The sequence below is a fragment of the Lentibacillus halophilus genome, assembly GCF_039522485.1.
GTDB classification, from domain to species: Bacteria; Bacillota; Bacilli; order Bacillales; family Amphibacillaceae; genus Lentibacillus; species Lentibacillus halophilus.
This window is the reverse complement of the sequence record NZ_BAAADM010000038.1, coordinates 45,270-62,281: the sequence shown is the minus strand read 5'-3', so window position 1 is coordinate 62,281 and position 17,012 is coordinate 45,270. Positions and strand designations below refer to the sequence as shown.

The following is a 17,012-nucleotide window of genomic DNA, read 5'->3' as shown; positions in this document are numbered from 1 at the left end:
CGGTTGATTATCGGTTGAAAACAGCATAATTTGCACGATTTTTATGGTGTCTACTTGACAGGGTCATGAGCATACCCCGACCTCGCGCGACTCCCTCTCAACCTCGCGCAACTCCCGCGCCGCGACCACCATATAAAAAAGACTATCGCTTCATTGGGCGATAGTCTTCCTCTTTAGCCTTATTGAATGGGGTAAACTTGCCATCGGGACAGGTCGATGTCGTCTTGCTTAATCATGGAAGCGGGAAAAATAAAGGTCCACGGTTTGCTCGTATTGGTCTTGATCGTGAAGTTGTCCATTTTAAAGCTGCCCCTGGCAATTTCATCGTCCGTTGCATCTTTGAAGCCGAGCGGCACTTGCTCGAGGTTTACATTTTTATCCGAGCCGTTGCGAATGAGAATAGTGACGGCCAGTCCACCATCATCCTGCCGTTTCGCACTGAGTCCCATGAAATTCATTTCGCCAGGTTTCAATGGCTGCGCGTTTTCGACGACTTTTTCCAGGTTGGCTTTCGTTTCATCCGCGATGGATTGTTCCCATGATTCCTCGAGATCCAGCTGGTGTTTTTTCTTCAGCTCGAAGGCGAGGGACCATTCATGTGGCGTGTCCATGTCCTGAATAATGTCCTCTGTCGGGAACGTCAATGTCCACGGGCGTGCCCCATTCGGCGGGATGTCACCGAGCCGGCCGAGGTCAAATTCCTTCTTGGCGATCACTTCTTTATCCGGTCCGAGCAACAAAATGGTCGTCGGGCCGAATTGGATTGACTTAGTCACCGTATTACGGATGAGAGCGGTGGCGACGAAGCTGTTGTTTTTCAGCTTCGACAACTCCATACCGTAGATGGAGATTTGGTTGGCTTTAAGCTTCGGGCTTTCCGTGTTATGGAATGCGTAAACGTATCGATCCTCGTTCGGGATGGTCCAGTCGTCCGGAATGGACAGGTTGGTTTCCAAGCCTTCCTGTTCGTCCGTTTCCGTAACTGAATCCATATAGGCAGCGGCGTCGACGCTGTCGTTCGCGTCGTTATTCTTTTTCTTTTTGGAAAAACCAAGCATGTGCTTACCCTTCCTTTCTGGCCGTGTTGTCGGAGGTTTCCTGCTTCCGTACTTTCTGATAAATCTGTTGCAAGCGGTCCACCATTTGGTACATGATTTCCTCGTGTGTTTCCTCGAAAAGCCGGTACCCTTCTTTTTTAAAGAGATCGAGCGGGTTTTCCTGCTGGTATTGGCGCATACCGATGCCTTCTTTTAGCTGGGTCATCTGGTCCAAATGTTTTTTCCATAGGGAATCGATGACAAACAACCCTTGAGCACGTGCGGCTGTTTGCAGTTGGTCGTTTTCTTCTAATGATTGCAGCATTTTCCGGTGGTCGTCGATAAACGGCTGGATATGCGTTTTAATACTTTCCACAGTTTCGAATTCGGTGTCGCTAAATGCGACATCGGAAAGCAAAATGGCATCCAATGCTTGCTCCAGTCCGTTGATGTCCCAGTCGTCCGGTACATCGTTTGGACAGTACGTTGCGATTAACTGCTCGGGCAAATCACTCGTCTGCCGGGTAATAAAGGCGATCGGGTTATCCGCCTCCAGCAAATGGTCCCGCAGCTGGTACACGACACGGCGCTGGTCATTGATGACATCTTCTAAATTTAAATTGAAATCCCGGAATTGATACGCCATGCCTTCGCTAATTTTTTGTGCTGTATCGACCAATTTATGAACGTTGTCGGATTTAATGAACCCATGTCGTCCTTCTTTCAATTTTGGCTTCATGCGTTCCAACTCATCAGAGGCATAGCGGATGAACAGATAGTCTTCCAGCGAAATAATAAATTGGGTCGAACCCGGATCTCCCTGGCGTGCCGAGCGGCCTTTCAACTGGTTGTCAATGCGGCGGCTTTCATTGCGTTCGGTGCCGATGATGTGCAGGCCGCCGAGTTCAGCAACCCCTTCGCCGAGCATAATGTCCGTTCCACGTCCGGCCATATTCGTCGCGATCGTAATTTGTCCCTTTTGTCCGGCCATGGCAATTAGGTTGGCTTCTTGTTCGACACTTTTCGCGTTCAGGAGATGATACGATATGCTATGGTTGTCCAAATACGCAGCGACCTGTTCCGATTGACGGACCGAGGTGGTTCCGATCAGTATGGGTTGTCCCTTGTCATGGCGATTCTGCACTTCGCTTACAAGCTGGTCGTATTTCTGTTCCCGCGTCATGAAAACCATATCGGTCAGGTCGACGCGCTGGTTCGGCTTGTTGGGCGGGATCGTTACAACACCCATGCCGTAAATTTTGTGCAGCTCATTTTCCTCCGTTTTCGCGGTACCGGTCATGCCGGCCAATTTCGGATACATCCGGTAGTAGTTCTGCACGGTGATGGAGGCGTGGGTTTTATTTTCGTCCGTATTGACTAGGCCTTCCTTGGATTCAATCGCCTGGTGCAGGCCGTCACTGAGACTGCGCCCTTCCATGACACGGCCGGTGTTCATGTCGATCAGTTTGATTTCTCCCTGTTCAACAATATAATCGACGTCCCGTTCAAACAACACACGTGCCCGTAAAGCTTGCAGCAGTGAATGGAACAATGAACTATGTTCCAGATCGAACAAGTTATCGACGCCGAAGACGCTCTCACATTTGCTCATTCCCTTTTCCGTGAAGTTAACGGTCTTCAGTTCAAGGTCAAAGGTGAAATCGTCATCTTCCTTGAGTCCTTTAATGACCCGGGCACACACGTCATACAACCGGTCGCTCGGCTTGTCTTTGCCGGCAATGATCAACGGTGTTTTGGCCTCATCGATCAACACACTGTCAACTTCATCGATGATGGCGTAATGATACGAGCGCTGTACCTTCTGTGACAGCGCCTGCACGGTGTTGTCCCGCAAAAAGTCAAAGCCGAATTCGTTGCCGACACCGTACGTAATGTCACACTGATAGGCTGCTTGTTTTTCAGCAGGGCTCAATCCGGCGACGTTCAATCCGACGTCCAGGCCGAGGAATGCATGGATCTGTCCGATCAAATCCTTGTCACGCCGGGCGAGGTATTCGTTGACGGTAATGATATGCACCCCGTTGCCTTCCAAAGCGACAAGATAGCTCGGCAGGGAGGCGACGAGCGTTTTTCCTTCCCCAGTGGCCATTTCGGAAATGTTGCCTTCCAAAAGCACAAGTCCGCCGATGAGTTGCACATCATAATGGCGCAGGCCGAGCACACGTCGCGACACTTCCCGCACGACCGCAAAGGCTTCCGGTGCCAGGTCATAAATCGTTTCTCCGTTTTGCAGGCGATCCTTGAATTCGGTAGTTTTATCGCTGAGCTGTTGGTCGGTCAAGCGTTCGATATCCGCCTCCAGCTGATTGATTTTATCAACGGTTTTATAATATGTTTTGAGCATGCGATAATCTTTTGATTGTTTTCGGTTTTTGAGAAGTTGCATGACCAGTACTCCTTAACTGTTATGATCGTGACTAGTATAACATAAATATGGACAGTTGGCATGGTTATTTGTCGGACGGGGAATGTTTATTTCTTACCAGTGTGATTCGTGTTAAAATAATACTAAGGAAACATGTCGAACACGTCCAGTGAAAATGATGAAGAAGGATTGAACGTCGATGGCAATCGGGATTGTAGGCAATTACGGAAATAATAATCAGGGTGATGAGGCGATTCTCGAGGGGATTCTATTGCAACTGGAGGAGACCCATCAAATCAGCCGGGAAGAGATTATCGTCTTTTCCAATCAGCCGGAACAAACAGCGGCAACGTATGGGGTGCAATCGGTAAAACTTTATTACAAAAACAAAAGTTCATTAACGACGATGCTGGGCACCATGCATAAAAATCGCTCGATCATCCGCAATCTGGATTTGCTGCTGATCGGCGGTGGCGGTATTTTTATGGATCTGTACGGCCGTGAAGCCTTCCTGTTCGGTATGTATGGCTGGCTCGCCAAATTGTCCCGAACGCCGGTGGTGCTGTATGGCGTCGGAGCGGGGCCGATTCTTACAAAAATCGGAAAGACCATACTCCGGTCGTTGGCCCATTTGGCAAAACTGGTGACCGTCCGTGATCCGAAGTCGAAGAAACTGCTCGAGTCCATCGGGGTCAAATCCGCCATTCATGTGATTGGGGACCCGGCCTTCCAGGTCCGTCAGCCTGCTGCATCCGAGCGTAGCCATGACGGGATGCAAATCGGGGTGACAGCGGTCCCGTATCATCATCGCAGCTACTGGCCGGAAGAAGATATGGCCAAATATGAGGACTATGTGACGGGAATGGCCCGCAATCTGGATACGCTGCTCGCTGAAAATCCGGATGCGACGGTTAATTTTTTCGCAACAAAGTACCCGCAAGATTTGCAAGTTGCGGAGGCGATCAGGCGCAGGATGGATTATAGCGACCATTGTACGATGCAGAACGTCAGCATGAGCCATCAGGAAATCACCCGTTTCGCTGGCGAGCAGGATATGGTGATCGGCACTCGGCTTCATTCGCTGATCCTGGCTCTAGTGTCGCATACGCCGGTGATAGCTGTGTCGTATCACCATAAAGTGCAGGACTTCATGGACATGGTTGCCTGTGATGAGTATACGATTCCGATTGGCCAGCTTCATACGGATGATGCGTTTTTTGCGTCATCGTTGCGCACGATGCAACAGGACTGGCCGGCAACACAGGAGCGGTTTAAAACGGTTGCAGCAGACATGAAGCAAATGTCGGACAAGGGAATGACGCTTGTGCAGGAGACATTCCGCGATGACCGGGACCGACTGCTCGTGTTAAGCAACATGTACCCGTCCGGTCACTCGCAAACGTTCGGTATTTTTGTCAAAAATCAGGTTGAGCTGCTCCGCACGAAAGGGCTGCACACCGATGTCATCGCCATTGACGACCCGCGCAAAGGTACGTGGCTGCTGTTGAAAAAGTACGGAGGCTTCCTTCTTCACAGCTTGTGGAACCTCGTGGCACAGGGGCGGCATTATCAGGCTGTGCACGCGCACTATCTGTTTCCGACCGGCCTCGTCGGGCTGTTGTATAAAAAACTGCTCGGCAAACGATTGATCGTCACGTCTCATGGTGGGGATATCGACCAAATGAGCCAAAAAAACCGTATCGTCCAATGGTTCACGAAGAAGATACTCGAGCAATCGGACCGGATTATCGTCGTTGGTGAGCGGCTGCGGGAAGAGATGCTGACGGCTTTTTCCATTGATTCCGGTAAAATCTCCATTATCAATATGGGTGTCAATCGACATGTGTTTCGCCGCCAGGACAAGACGGAGATGCGACAGCGGCTCGGTCTGGCTGCCGACGAAACCGTTCTCCTTTTTGTCGGGAATCTGATTCGTGCGAAAGGGTTGGATGACTTAATCGCTGCGTACGATAATGTCAGCAATCGTCACAACCATGTCTCGCTTCATCTGATTGGGGAGGCGAAGGACGCAACCTATTTTGCGAGCTTAAGCGAAGAGGTGAAAAAACGCGACGCTATACGAATCCATGACGCCTTGCCGCAGGAGCGGATAGCTGAGTGGATGGCCGCTGCCGATGTGTTTGTGCTGCCGTCCCATATGGAAGGCTTCGGACTGGTGGCGCTGGAAGCTATGGCATGCGGGCTGCCTGTTGTCGGAACCGACGTCGGCGGTTTGAGCTACTTGCTCGCAGACGACACCGGCTTGTTGGCCGCGCCGCATGATCCGGATGAATTGGCCGCGACCATCGACCATGTGCTCTCAGATGAGGCGACGTACGACCGGCTTATGGCCAATGGTCTGGAAAAAGCGAAAGTATACGACCAGGACCAATTGATACAGGATGTTATCGCGCTGTACGGTCTGTCCAAAGAGGGTGGCCGTTCATGAAACGCACGTTTTTGAAGCTGCTCGGAACGGTCGCTCTGATCAATGTTATCGCCCGGTTGCTCGGATTTGCCCGGGAGGTTATCATTGGGTACCAATACGGGACAGGCTATGAAGCCGACAGCATTATTACAGCCTTTACCATTCCAAATTTTCTGTACATTGTTGTCGGTGGGGCGATTACGACAGCGTTCATTTCTGTTTATAGTAAAACAACCGAATCGGTGAAACACACATTTGCCCAGACAGTGCTAAGTGGGCTCGGTCTTCTTATGGGCGTGTTGACCATTCTGTTTGTCGTTTGGCCGGGGTTTTGGATGAACCTGTTTTTTGGCGGGCTGTCCCCGGAAGCGATGAAGCTGACGAGCAAGCTGTTTGCCCTGATGGCACCAGGGGCCTTCTTCCTGGCGCTGGCGATGGCTTTAAGTGGTTTGCATAACGTGCACAGCAACTTCCGGCTGACTGCGACGTCTACATTGCTGTTTAATGCTGTGTTTCTTGTGGTTGGCTTCGGACTGACGCCGTTTATGTCGGCCTACTCGTATGGACTCGGTGCCTTACTAGGCTCATTTCTGATGCTCATCGTCCTCGTCGCATACATAAGGAAACAAGCGATCATGCCGTTTCGTTTTCGGCTTGTCAAAATGCCGGAGATGACACGGTTTATTAAAATGGCGCTTCCGATTGTTTTCGGCGGTGCCACCATTCAATTTTATTTTATCATTCAGCGCATCTTTGCAGCGGACTTAAGCGAAGGCGTGATTGCAGCGATGAACTACGCATCGAAAATGACGCAATTTCCGCAGGCGGTATTAATGACGAGTGTCACGACGATCATTTATCCCATGCTCGCCAAAGCGGTCGGTGAAAAAGACGAAAGGAAAGTGACAAACGCGTATCAAAAAGGGTTTCGCATGCTGAGCATACTGTTGTTGCCGGCGACGGTTTTTGTCTTTAGTTATGCCAAAGAGATCATCAGCCTCATTTTTGGCTATGGCCATTTCCAGGCGGATGCCATTCGCGACACGTACCCGCTGTTGCAAGTATTCGCACTCGGTATGTTTGCCCTTGCCTTGAATACGTATGTAACCCGATTTTTTTATGCCAGGGAACAGTCCTACACGCCCGTTGTGATGAATGTCATGTCGGTGTTTGGCGTCAATATAGCCGTCATTACGCTGTTGATCGATGACCTGGGTGCACAGGCGATCGCCTTGGGAACCGTTGTCGCATCCATCGTCAATATGGTGCTTTTGCTGGTGGCGGCCAAACGAAAACTCGGCTTGGTCATCGGCGATTGGACAACCATCGGCAAACTGGCCGGTTTTGTCGCGGTCTCGGCCCCGGTGATTTACAGCACGACGTTTATCCCCGTGCCCAGCCATCTCCTGTCGCTGGCCATCGGTGGCGCCGTAACAGGAATACTGCTGCTGCTCGGCCTGGCATTGAACCACAAACAAATGGAACACTAAAAGGTGTATGGTGCGGGAGGGACGCGTGCGTGTCATGACATTGCGCGAGATGGTCTCTGAGCCGCACGAGTTTATCGATTATCGCGCGAGTTTGTCCCTGAGCCGCGCGAGATTTTCGATTACTGCGCGAGATTGTCCCCGAGCCGCGCGAGATTTTCGATTACTGCGCGAGCTTGTCCCTGAGCCGCGCGAGTACTTCGATTACTGCGCAAGTTTGTCCCTGAGCCGCACGAGATTTTCGATTACTGCGCGAGTTTGTCCCTGAGCCGCGCGAGATTTTCGATTACTGCGCGAGTTTGTCCCTGAGCCGCGCGAGATTTTCGATTACTGCGCGAGTTTGTCCCTGAGCCGCGCGAGATTTTCGATTACTGCGCGAGTTTGTCCCTGAGCCGCGCGGGATTTTCGATTATTGCACGAGGTTGTCCCTGAGCCGCGCGAGATTTTCGATTATGAGTTTTGCGTCCCGTTCTCACGTCAGAAAAGGAACTGGGACAAAAGACGTTTAGCCAAACAAAAATCCGAACTATGATTCACAAATGATCTGAATCAGTTCGGATTTTTCGTTTAGCGTAGGAAAAACACGGAGACTCCTGCGGGATCAAAAAGCCTAGGTGAGACCCCGCAGTGCGATAAGCACGAGGAGGCTCAGCAGCGCCCGCGGAAAGCGTAGTGTTTTTCCGTAGCGGCGACTACGTCTTAAATATATAGTTCGTATTTAGAAGTAATTTATTTCGTTTTGTCCCAGTCACTTTCGATCATCATGGCGAACTGGACGCGTCTGATTGGCTGTTCGTGTTTGGTGCAGCCGTTTTGTCCGTCTTCGTCTTCTCTATCAGTTCCATATGCTCTTTCAACGTTTGTTTTGTTTCCGCCAATGCTGTTTTATCCACTTTCCAATAATAGCCACTATCCGTCCACCAGTCACTGCCTTGAAGGGTCATCTTCTTAAAATCAATGTTAGACCCTTCCAATCCATATGAGACAAACGATTTCATTTCGTCAAACGTCATGTTGGTGGCCATATTGCTGCCAACGGCTTCGATGACGTTGTCAATTTTGGTAATGGAACCGATCGACGTTGCTTTATCGACGACATCTTTAATAATTTGCTGTTGGCGTTTACCTCGTTCGATATCGTTATCCAGTTTACGAGTACGGGCCAATGCCAGTGCTTGCTCACCGTTTAATTGCTGCTCACCGGGTTGCAAGTGAATGGCTCCGTCGACATCGTTAGAATTCTGTTCATACAGTTCATATGGTACCTTGGTTTTGATACCGTTGAGAGCGTTGACGACATCGATAAACGCTTCGAAGTTCAGTTTAACGTAGTAATCAACCGGAATGTCCATCAGGTTTTCCACAGTGTCAATGGTTGACGACATCCCGCCCCAGTGGTGGGCAGCATTGATTTTTGTTTTGTATCCTCTTTCCGGGATGTAGACATACGAATCACGCGGAATGCTTAACAGCCGCACGCTCTTTTTCTCCTTATTAAGAGTAGCGAGCATCAATGTATCGGTCCGTGCATTACTTGCGTTGTTACGCACATCGCTTGCGTCGACCCCGGCAATAAGAATCGATACATTATCTTCGCTCGGGTCGACAGCTTTGTCGCGAAGTTCGGATTTTTCCCGTCCATCGTCTTCATGGGATTTGGAAAAAACACTTTCGGCTTTAACGTATAAATATGTTGCATAACTGGAAACACCAAGGAACACAGCTAAAAGCGGGATGACGATCAGCAGCATCCATTTGCGGCGTTTTCGTTTATGATTTCGACGCTCCAGTCGTGATTGTGTTGATTTATCTACCATAATAAAATTCCCCTTCATGGTCATTACCATTCATTATTGTACTAGGAAAGACGCCTACCGTAAAATAACAATATCATTACAACGTGATAAACGCGTAAATAAATAGACGATGGACGAAGGGGAAACGTTTCAGACAGAGTTATCCAATAGTATGTTGTCCAACCTCCATTTATTCACGCCGTTGTTTATTTGCGTTTCAAATGGTCATGTTTCATCGTCGTTGTGGATATGCCTGCTGTCCGGGGAAGATAGACCACCTCACAAAACGCGCGGAGGCCGTCAAACGCCCCTTTCCAGTCATCCCCCATCACGAAAACGTCCACATGATGGGTCGAGATGTCTCGTATTTTTTGATCCCACGACGTCTCAGCTATGGTGTCTCCCACATAAGGAAGGGCGCGCAGCATGTTTTTCCGTTTTTCATAAGCGTTATAGGCTTGTTTATGTTTTGTCGCATTAAATGCATCCGTTGAGACGCCAACAATCAGATAATCGCCAAGAATACGGGCACGGCGCAGCAGGTTGATATGCCCCTGATGGAGCAAGTCAAACGTGCCGTAAGTAATGACTGTTTTCATGATTGGTCTCCTTTAAAGATGATAGATACATTCGTTAGAAAGCAGGATCGGCATCCGGATGTTTATTCGTAAATTCCGTTGTTTTCTGATGCTGTATCGGCAAATCCAGATGCTTGCGTAGTGTCTTCTCTACGTGTGCCCTGCTTGATTCACGAACCTGATAATACCATAATCCGTCATCCATATAACCGCCATCGCCTTTCAGCGTGATCGATTCCATAGTCAACTCTTGATTCAGGCCGTATTTGGCAAAAGACTTCATCTCATTGAACGAAATGTTTGTTTTCATATTGTTCCCGATGGAGTCGATGAGATTCCCGATTTTCGTGATTGACGACACCGACGTTGCTTGATCGACAATGGTTTTGATGATGTCGCGCTGGCGTCCGCCGCGTTTGATGTCATTATCATATTTGCGGGACCGTGCCAGGGCGAGCGCTTCTTCACCATTGAGCTCCTGTTCACCAGGCAGCAGGTGGATGGATCTGTCTTCATCATCCGAATTCATTTCGTACATTTCAAATGGTACATCATACGGAATGCCTCCAAGGGAATTGACCGTTTCGATAAAGGCATTGAAATTCACTTGGACGTAGTAATCAACCGGCACATTCATGAAATTTTCCACCGTTTCCAACGTAGCGCTCGGGCCGCCATACGCATGAGCGTGGTTGATTTTGGTATTGTAGCCAACTTCCGGGATATACGTATACGTGTCACGTGGAATGCTTACGAGCTTTACATTTTGTTTATCCTTATTGAATGTTGCCAACATCAACGCATCTGACCGGCCATACTCATAGTCACGCTTATCGCTGTTATCCACGCCAATGATCAGAATGGATACATTATCCTCTATGGGATTAACCGTTTCATGGCGAAGAGAGGACTGTTGATTGTCACGATCAACTGATTGATATGAATCATCCACCGTATTTTCCGCTTTATTCATCAGATGCATACCATAAGCAATCGTCGCTGACGCAATAATGATAATCGGGATAAGCAAAACCAGAAAAATGCGTTTTTTGTTTAATTTTCTTTTTTTATGGCGACGATGTGCCATCCAACCAATCCTTCCATTAAACAAAACCTTAACGTTATTTTACTATGAATAAGCCTGTTCGTAAAACGCTTTTGTTAAACGAATTGAAAATGAATCGGTTTCCTATCATCGAAGGATGTCGAAAAAATGTGTCGTATGATGGAGGAAAAAATACATGATTTGGCGGCACCTTTCTCGCTTGCCAATCGATTGTAAGGGTGAAAGGAGGTGCTCGCCATGGCCGTAGCCCAAAAAATGGATTCGCGCATGCGTCTCATTCTTGACGATGGGGTGGATGATGTATCCGGCAAGCAGCTGCACAAAACGAAAGGCTTCAACAACGTCAAGACCGATGCGACAACGGATCAGCTTTACACCATCGCAAACGCTGTTACACCATTGCAGCAACGCCCGCTCATGAATGTCGAACGTAATGACAGTTTCGACATCACACAGGAGTAACATACCATTAGAAAGGGGATAGAACGATGAAAAAACTTGAATTGAAATTTTTAAATCAGGACGGCAGGACCGTTACGTATTCATTGGAAAAACCGGTCGAACCCGCTGACCCCGTTGCGATCAAAGCAGCCATGGACGAAATTATCGCCCAAAATGCGTTCACATCATCCGGCGGCGACGTCGTTTCGATCAAGGAAGCACGCATCGTCGAACGAAACGTGCAGGATATCGAACTATAACGAAACAGACCAGCGTCGCGGCGCTGGTCTGTTTTTGGTGTGCCGTTCGAGGGGGCGGTCGCGCGGTTTATTGTGTGGGTCGCGCAATTCGGTACAAAACTCGCGCAGTGATCAAGAAGGTCGCGCGGTTCAGGGTGCGAGTCGCGCAATAATCGGTTGAGGTCGCGCCGTTCGTGGAGAGGGTCGCGCGGTAACAGCCAAAACTCGCGCAGTATCGACCGAACCTCGCGCAGTTTAAGGCCAAACGTACGCGATAAGTGCCCGATCTCGCGCCATTCGAATCCGTTTCCCCGCTCATCTATTGATTTCAGCAGTCCTCGCTCAAAAATACGTGCAATAACATGACATATTCCCCTAAAATATTTCCCGGGCAATAAAAATGCGACACGGTATCAAAGGTTAAGCGTTCTTTCGACGTTTGTTGTGGATCAGCGTTTAAAAAGCACGTTTCACAGTGCATGATATTTTTGAGAAGATACCATCATAGAAATGGTCACTATCATGTTATCCAAAAAACCCCTTTGCTGCGGGATGGCATGGCAAAGGGGTGCTGATAAGTCATCAAGCCGGACAATTCACCTTTCGCCGTTACAACCGTATGATTGACGTTGGCGGCAAAGCATTGGGAAAACGAGCCCCCTCCATTGTCATGGTATTCTGCGCCACAATGGCAATGACTTGACAGTCCAGCATCAGGGGTTAGTTAATCCGGTTGTTCATGTCGTCAATCACTTTTTTATAATACAACATATGACCAAGCCACATGCCGGCGTAGATGACGACAAATATGATGAGGCTCAACAGTACGGCCCCAGTCATCAGCGGAATCCAACCGGTGCTGAGCGCAATCGTGTAAAAGACCACCAGCGATAAGAAAAAATGAGTAACCGTTCGTTTGAGCAAGCTCCAATCGTCATTGTCATAAATAAGCGACGACAGGCCGAAGTAGAGGCCGATTAACAGGCAAGCCAGCGTTGCCCACCATAATTCGGAACTGGGCAGGGCCCCCGCTAGTTGCAGGATGGTCATGTAAATAAAGATGTAAATACCGCCGAATCCGAAGCCAATCATTACTTTTGATAGAATATTAATCGTCATCATCTCCCATCATAATCCGCTTTTTTAACGCGGATACATAGTTGCGTGAGACATACTCCTTGTTGCCGGATTTAAAATACACACACAAATTGCCGTTGAATGCGAGCTCAAATCGCTGTATGTGATTGATGTTGCCGATCACGGATTTTGAAAAGCGCAGAAAGTTGTGTGGTTGAAGCCATTCTTCCGCTTCATACAATTTCATGGTCAGTTTAATACGCTGTTTTCCCATCACGGCGAATACGTTTCGTTTTTGTGCGAATACATAATCGATGTCCAACGGGTCGATAAGGACGGATTGCTCGCCGTCCGTTCCAACAAGGCGGCCAGGGTCTGTGTTTTTCAATGTCTTTACCAGCGCATGTAAGTCGTCACTCCATTCGTTGGCATGAATCGTGACTGATGTTTCCTCATGGGTTTCATCAATGTCAATGTGAATCTTCACCGTATCACCCCCGATTTGTTTCCATTATGATAGATGACCGCTTGTTCGGCTAGCGGGTTTGCATAAGACGTCAACAGCTTGGTACAACATGCAGCCAGCCGTGCATGAAAACCTTTTTACAACGAAGGGGCTAGGTCATAAATAAAACGTTAGACACACTAAATACGAACGATTGTCCAGATACTTTAGAATAATATTGGGATACATTTAGCCATCGCTGCGGAAAAATACTTCGCTTTCACCTTACCAGGCACAAGTGCGACATCTGTTCAAGCTTCCTTTGGTCGCTTTCACAGTGTCTTCTTTGCCGGGGGCGGCTGATGAGCCTCCTCGTGCTCGTCGCGTTTCAAGCTTATTCGCCGAAGCCTACGCTCCTCGCAGGTCGAAGCCTACTCATGGAAGCTTTGCTTTGTGCTACCGCACTCCGGGGTCTCATCTAAGGCCTTTGCTCCCCAGGAGTCTACGTATTTTTCCTCCGCTCATTGAGGCAAAAACCTGTTATATAAAGAGAAAAATCCGAACTGATTCAGATTATTTGTGAATAATAGTTCGGATTTTTCTTTGACTAAACGTGTTTTGTCCCAGCCCCCTCGCGTTGAACCGACGATATATTATTAAAAATGCCGTTTCACCTGGGCAATTAGCTCCTGCACGATGGGCGGCAGGTAGCGGTTGCTGTTGGTGGCGACATATACCATTCGCGATAGATGGGAATGTTTAATGGGTTTAATGAAAAAATGCTGTTCGTCGGTATAGGTGACATAATTTTTAGGAACGACTGTCATCCCCAGTCCTTTTTCCACCAGGCTGCAGGCGGTTTCGAAACGTTCGATTTCAAACTGGAGATCAGGCTTGATGCCAGCTTTGCGGAAGGCGTTTAAAATATCCGCACGTGTCTGGTAGCCCTCTTTGCAAACGATAAACGGTGTGTCTTTCAGATCATGAATGGTCACGTGGTCGTCGTTTGGCACATCGAACGTATGCGGGATTAAAGCGACGAGGTCTTCCTCATAGATCGGGTCCGCCTGGATCTCCGGATGATCAAGGTACTGATTGGTTACGGCCAAATGGATGTCAAAATTCATGAGCGATTTTTCGACATTATGCATGCTGAGAATGTCATAGATTTTCAAGTGGACGTCCGGGTGCTGTTGTTTAAATGCGGCCAGAACGTCCGGCAGCCAGTATTTGGCCGATTCAATCATACCGACAGCTATTTCCGGTGGGCCTTGCACCCGCAATCGCTCGACCTCCTCCAATACATGATCGTAGTGATTCAGCAGTTTTTTCGCTTCTTGATAAACGATCGTCCCCTCATTGGTCAAGCGAATGTCCCGTGCCCCCCGATCCAATAAACGCAGGCTGATTCGGTCTTCCAGCTTTTTAATGGTCGCGCTTAATGTAGGTTGGGTGATGTGCAGCATCTCAGCGGCAATGGTAAATGAGGCGTTTTCAACAATGGTGACAAAGTATTGCAGCTCCCGTAATTCCATGACAACGATTTCCTTTCCATAGATGGCGTCTATGCATTCATTTAAAACGTCAATTAGAATTATACACATCATTGTTATAAAATAAAAACAGTACTTTCAGAAATCGACAGTGAGGTGAGTCACAATGTATACATCAGCCGATAGTCGCTATTGGACAGGACGAATCGATGATCAACACCATATCGACGCGTTTCGAATGCATCAAGTGATCAAATTAATAGACGTCAATAAATTACCATCATTTGAAAGCGGTTTTACCTTTATCGGATTTAAAAGCGATGAAGGGGTCAAACGTAATAAAGGGCGGACCGGTGCTAGGAAAGCTCCCAACGACCTTCGCAAAGCACTCGCCTCGCTCCCGTTCATGCTGGATTCTGATACCAAGCTAATCGATGCCGGTAATGTCGCTTGCGTTGATGATCAATTGGAAGCCGCGCAGGAAGAACTCGGCGCGACCATTCCGCTCATCTATCAAAGCGGATTGACACCCGTCATTCTCGGGGGAGGTCATGAAACGCTTTACGGGCACTACTTGGGAGCCAGACAGTTTATCGGTGCCGAGCAGTCGTTAGGCATTATTAATATTGACGCTCATTTTGACATGCGTGATGAGCCATTTCGGTCATCCGGAACGATGTTTAAACAAATAATGGAAAACGATCCGAATGCCGGGTATTTATGCCTTGGGATTCAGGAATTTGGCAATACGAAAGCGTTATTCAACACAGCCGATTATTATAATTGTCAGTATATTCTGCAAGAGGACGTCGCTGCGAATCATTTTAACGATACGTTTCAAACGATTCAGGCTTTTGCGGAAAGCTATGATCATGTCATCGTGACGTTTTGCACCGATTCCATTGCGGCCAATGCGGCACCTGGGGTCAGTGCGCCATCGCCATTCGGACTGGATCCGAAAGTGGTGCGGACCGTATTGCGTTACAGTCTTGGTCAAAGCAACGTGCTCAGTTTTGATATAGCGGAAGTGAATCCGGACGTGGATGAGAATGGGAAAACGGTTAAACTGGCGGCTTATTTATTGGCCTATGCGATGAAACACATTAACACATCAGAAAAAACGTAGAAAAGAGGTGTCATGATGGAACTGGAACTGACGCAAGTTACGACGATATTTTTAGCTGTTGCCGTCTTTTTAGTAGGGAAATATTTAAATTCGAAAATCAACTTTTTAAGTCGCTTTTGTATCCCGGCCCCCGTCGTGGGTGGACTCATTTTTGCTATTATCACAACGATATTAAAAGGGACCGGTTTGTTGACGATTACGTTGGATACGTCCTTACAGGGGCTGTTCATGTTGACGTTTTTCACAACGGTCGGTCTTGGGGCCAGTTTTGGTTTGATTAAATTAGGCGGGAAGCTGTTGGTCATTTACTGGGTATCCTGCGGTGTTTTGGCGCTCGTACAAAGTGTGATCGGCGTTTCCATGGCCAAGCTTCTCAACATCGAACCACTCATTGGTGTCGTCGTCGGTGCGGTTTCGATGGAAGGCGGTCACGGTGCCGCTACCGCGTTTGGTAATACGATCAAGGATATGGGTGTGGACTCCGCGTTATCTGTTGGTTTGGCTGCGGCAACGGTCGGTCTCGTCGCCGGCGGGTTGATGGGCGGTCCCATCGTCCGCTATTTGGTCAACAAGCATAACTTGAAGGCGGACGAGTCCGAAGTGCAGATGGAGAATCCGGTCATCAACAACACGGAAAACGAGAGCATGGACTCGAAAAGTGTCATGGTGCAATTATTTATTATTACGTTATGCATGGCCGTTGGGGCGTATGCTGGGGACTTGTTCACGCAATTAACAGGATTCTCGCTGCCAAACTATGTCAGTGCGATGTTTATCGCTGTGATTGTACGGAATATCATTGATCTGTATAACAAAGACTTGATTCAGATGAAAAGCATTTCTCTCATTGGCGATATAACGTTGGGCATCTTTTTATCCATGGCGCTCATGAGTATTAAATTGTGGGAAGTCGCCAATCTCGCGTTACCATTATTGGCCATCGTCCTGGTACAAGTGTTATTTATCGGCTTGTTCGGCACATTTGTCTTGTTCCGCTTGCTCGGAAAAGATTACGATGCGGCCGTGATGGTCGGCGGATTTACCGGACACGGACTCGGCGCCACGCCCAATGCAATGGCCAATATGGATGCCATCGTCAGCCGATTCGGTCCGTCCCGTAAAGCCTTTCTCGTCGTACCGATTGTCGGCGCGTTTCTAATCGACGTATTTGCCATGCCGATCATTATTACAACGATTAATATGTTTAGTTAATAACGTTGACGAAAAGAGGCTGGGACAAAAGACGTTTAGTCAAATAAAAATCCGAACTATGATTCAAAACTCTAGAGATGGATTTTGAATCAGTTCGGATTTTTCTCTTTATATAACGGGGGTTGCCTCAATTAGCGGAGGAAAAATACGCAGACTCCTGGGGGAGCAAAGGCCCTAGATGAGACCCCGCAGTGCGATAAG

Annotated in this window: 14 protein-coding genes; 6 read left to right on the top strand and 8 right to left on the bottom strand. The window is 48.3% G+C overall.

Annotation, left to right across the window (positions count from 1 at the left end; translation table 11 throughout):
• Positions 1 to 179: 179 nt before the first annotated feature.
• Together ABDZ72_RS07565 and secA2 are read right to left on the bottom strand one after the other, a co-directional pair.
• Complete coding sequence (locus ABDZ72_RS07565) at positions 180 to 1,058, bottom strand: accessory Sec system S-layer assembly protein (RefSeq protein ID WP_343752165.1); 879 nt, start codon at positions 1,056 to 1,058, stop codon at positions 180 to 182.
• A 4-nt stretch (positions 1,059 to 1,062) separates the two neighbouring features.
• On the bottom strand, positions 1,063 to 3,444 hold the full coding sequence (gene secA2, locus ABDZ72_RS07560) for an accessory Sec system translocase SecA2 (protein WP_343752164.1): 2,382 nt from the start codon (positions 3,442 to 3,444) through the stop codon (positions 1,063 to 1,065).
• A 178-nt stretch (positions 3,445 to 3,622) separates the two neighbouring features.
• Between secA2 and ABDZ72_RS07555 the strand changes: the two genes are divergently transcribed.
• Together ABDZ72_RS07555 and murJ are read left to right on the top strand one after the other, a co-directional pair.
• Positions 3,623 to 5,872, top strand: a complete 2,250-nt coding sequence (locus ABDZ72_RS07555) for a glycosyltransferase (RefSeq protein WP_343752162.1) — start codon at positions 3,623 to 3,625, stop codon at positions 5,870 to 5,872.
• Positions 5,869 to 7,341, top strand: coding sequence for a murein biosynthesis integral membrane protein MurJ (murJ, locus tag ABDZ72_RS07550; RefSeq protein ID WP_343752161.1), 1,473 nt, complete (start codon positions 5,869 to 5,871; stop codon positions 7,339 to 7,341). The genes ABDZ72_RS07555 and murJ overlap by 4 nt, the downstream gene beginning before the upstream one ends.
• Before the next feature lie 758 nt (positions 7,342 to 8,099).
• Here the strand turns inward: murJ and ABDZ72_RS07545 are convergent.
• The 3 genes from ABDZ72_RS07545 to ABDZ72_RS07535 form a co-directional block, all read right to left on the bottom strand.
• Positions 8,100 to 9,155: an LCP family protein gene (locus tag ABDZ72_RS07545; RefSeq protein ID WP_343752159.1), complete on the bottom strand. Its 1,056-nt coding sequence runs from the start codon at positions 9,153 to 9,155 to the stop codon at positions 8,100 to 8,102.
• A 185-nt stretch (positions 9,156 to 9,340) separates the two neighbouring features.
• Positions 9,341 to 9,733, bottom strand: a complete 393-nt coding sequence (tagD, locus tag ABDZ72_RS07540) for a glycerol-3-phosphate cytidylyltransferase (protein ID WP_343752158.1) — start codon at positions 9,731 to 9,733, stop codon at positions 9,341 to 9,343.
• 34 nt (positions 9,734 to 9,767) lie between these two features.
• A complete protein-coding gene (locus ABDZ72_RS07535) occupies positions 9,768 to 10,799 on the bottom strand; it encodes an LCP family protein (RefSeq protein ID WP_343752157.1) in 1,032 nt (343 codons plus the stop codon).
• Positions 10,800 to 11,015: 216 nt separating this feature from the next.
• Here ABDZ72_RS07535 and ABDZ72_RS07530 point away from each other — a divergent pair, with 216 nt between their 5' ends.
• Positions 11,016 to 11,240 carry a DUF1659 domain-containing protein gene (locus ABDZ72_RS07530; protein ID WP_343752156.1) on the top strand — a complete coding sequence of 75 codons (225 nt, stop codon included), beginning with the start codon at positions 11,016 to 11,018 and terminating at the stop codon, positions 11,238 to 11,240.
• 26 nt (positions 11,241 to 11,266) lie between these two features.
• Positions 11,267 to 11,479 (top strand): DUF2922 domain-containing protein, encoded by a 213-nt coding sequence (locus ABDZ72_RS07525; protein WP_343752155.1) that lies wholly within the window; start codon positions 11,267 to 11,269, stop codon positions 11,477 to 11,479.
• Between the two features lie 699 nt (positions 11,480 to 12,178).
• Here ABDZ72_RS07525 and ABDZ72_RS07520 read toward each other — a convergent pair.
• The 3 genes from ABDZ72_RS07520 to ABDZ72_RS07510 all read right to left on the bottom strand — a co-directional run bounded on the left by ABDZ72_RS07520 (position 12,179) and on the right by ABDZ72_RS07510 (position 14,515).
• Entirely contained in the window at positions 12,179 to 12,577 is a 399-nt protein-coding gene (locus ABDZ72_RS07520) for a DUF3021 domain-containing protein (RefSeq protein WP_343752153.1), read from the bottom strand.
• Positions 12,567 to 13,022, bottom strand: a complete 456-nt coding sequence (locus tag ABDZ72_RS07515) for a LytTR family DNA-binding domain-containing protein (protein ID WP_343752152.1) — start codon at positions 13,020 to 13,022, stop codon at positions 12,567 to 12,569. The genes ABDZ72_RS07520 and ABDZ72_RS07515 overlap by 11 nt, the downstream gene beginning before the upstream one ends.
• A 614-nt stretch (positions 13,023 to 13,636) precedes the next feature.
• Positions 13,637 to 14,515: a LysR family transcriptional regulator gene (locus ABDZ72_RS07510; RefSeq protein ID WP_343752151.1), complete on the bottom strand. Its 879-nt coding sequence runs from the start codon at positions 14,513 to 14,515 to the stop codon at positions 13,637 to 13,639.
• A gap of 124 nt (positions 14,516 to 14,639) precedes the next feature.
• Between ABDZ72_RS07510 and hutG the strand changes: the two genes are divergently transcribed.
• Entirely contained in the window at positions 14,640 to 15,599 is a 960-nt protein-coding gene (gene hutG, locus ABDZ72_RS07505) for a formimidoylglutamase (RefSeq protein WP_343752149.1), read from the top strand.
• Between the two features lie 15 nt (positions 15,600 to 15,614).
• Complete coding sequence (gene gltS / locus ABDZ72_RS07500) at positions 15,615 to 16,811, top strand: sodium/glutamate symporter (protein ID WP_343752147.1); 1,197 nt, start codon at positions 15,615 to 15,617, stop codon at positions 16,809 to 16,811.
• The last annotated feature ends 201 nt before the right edge of the window (positions 16,812 to 17,012 follow it).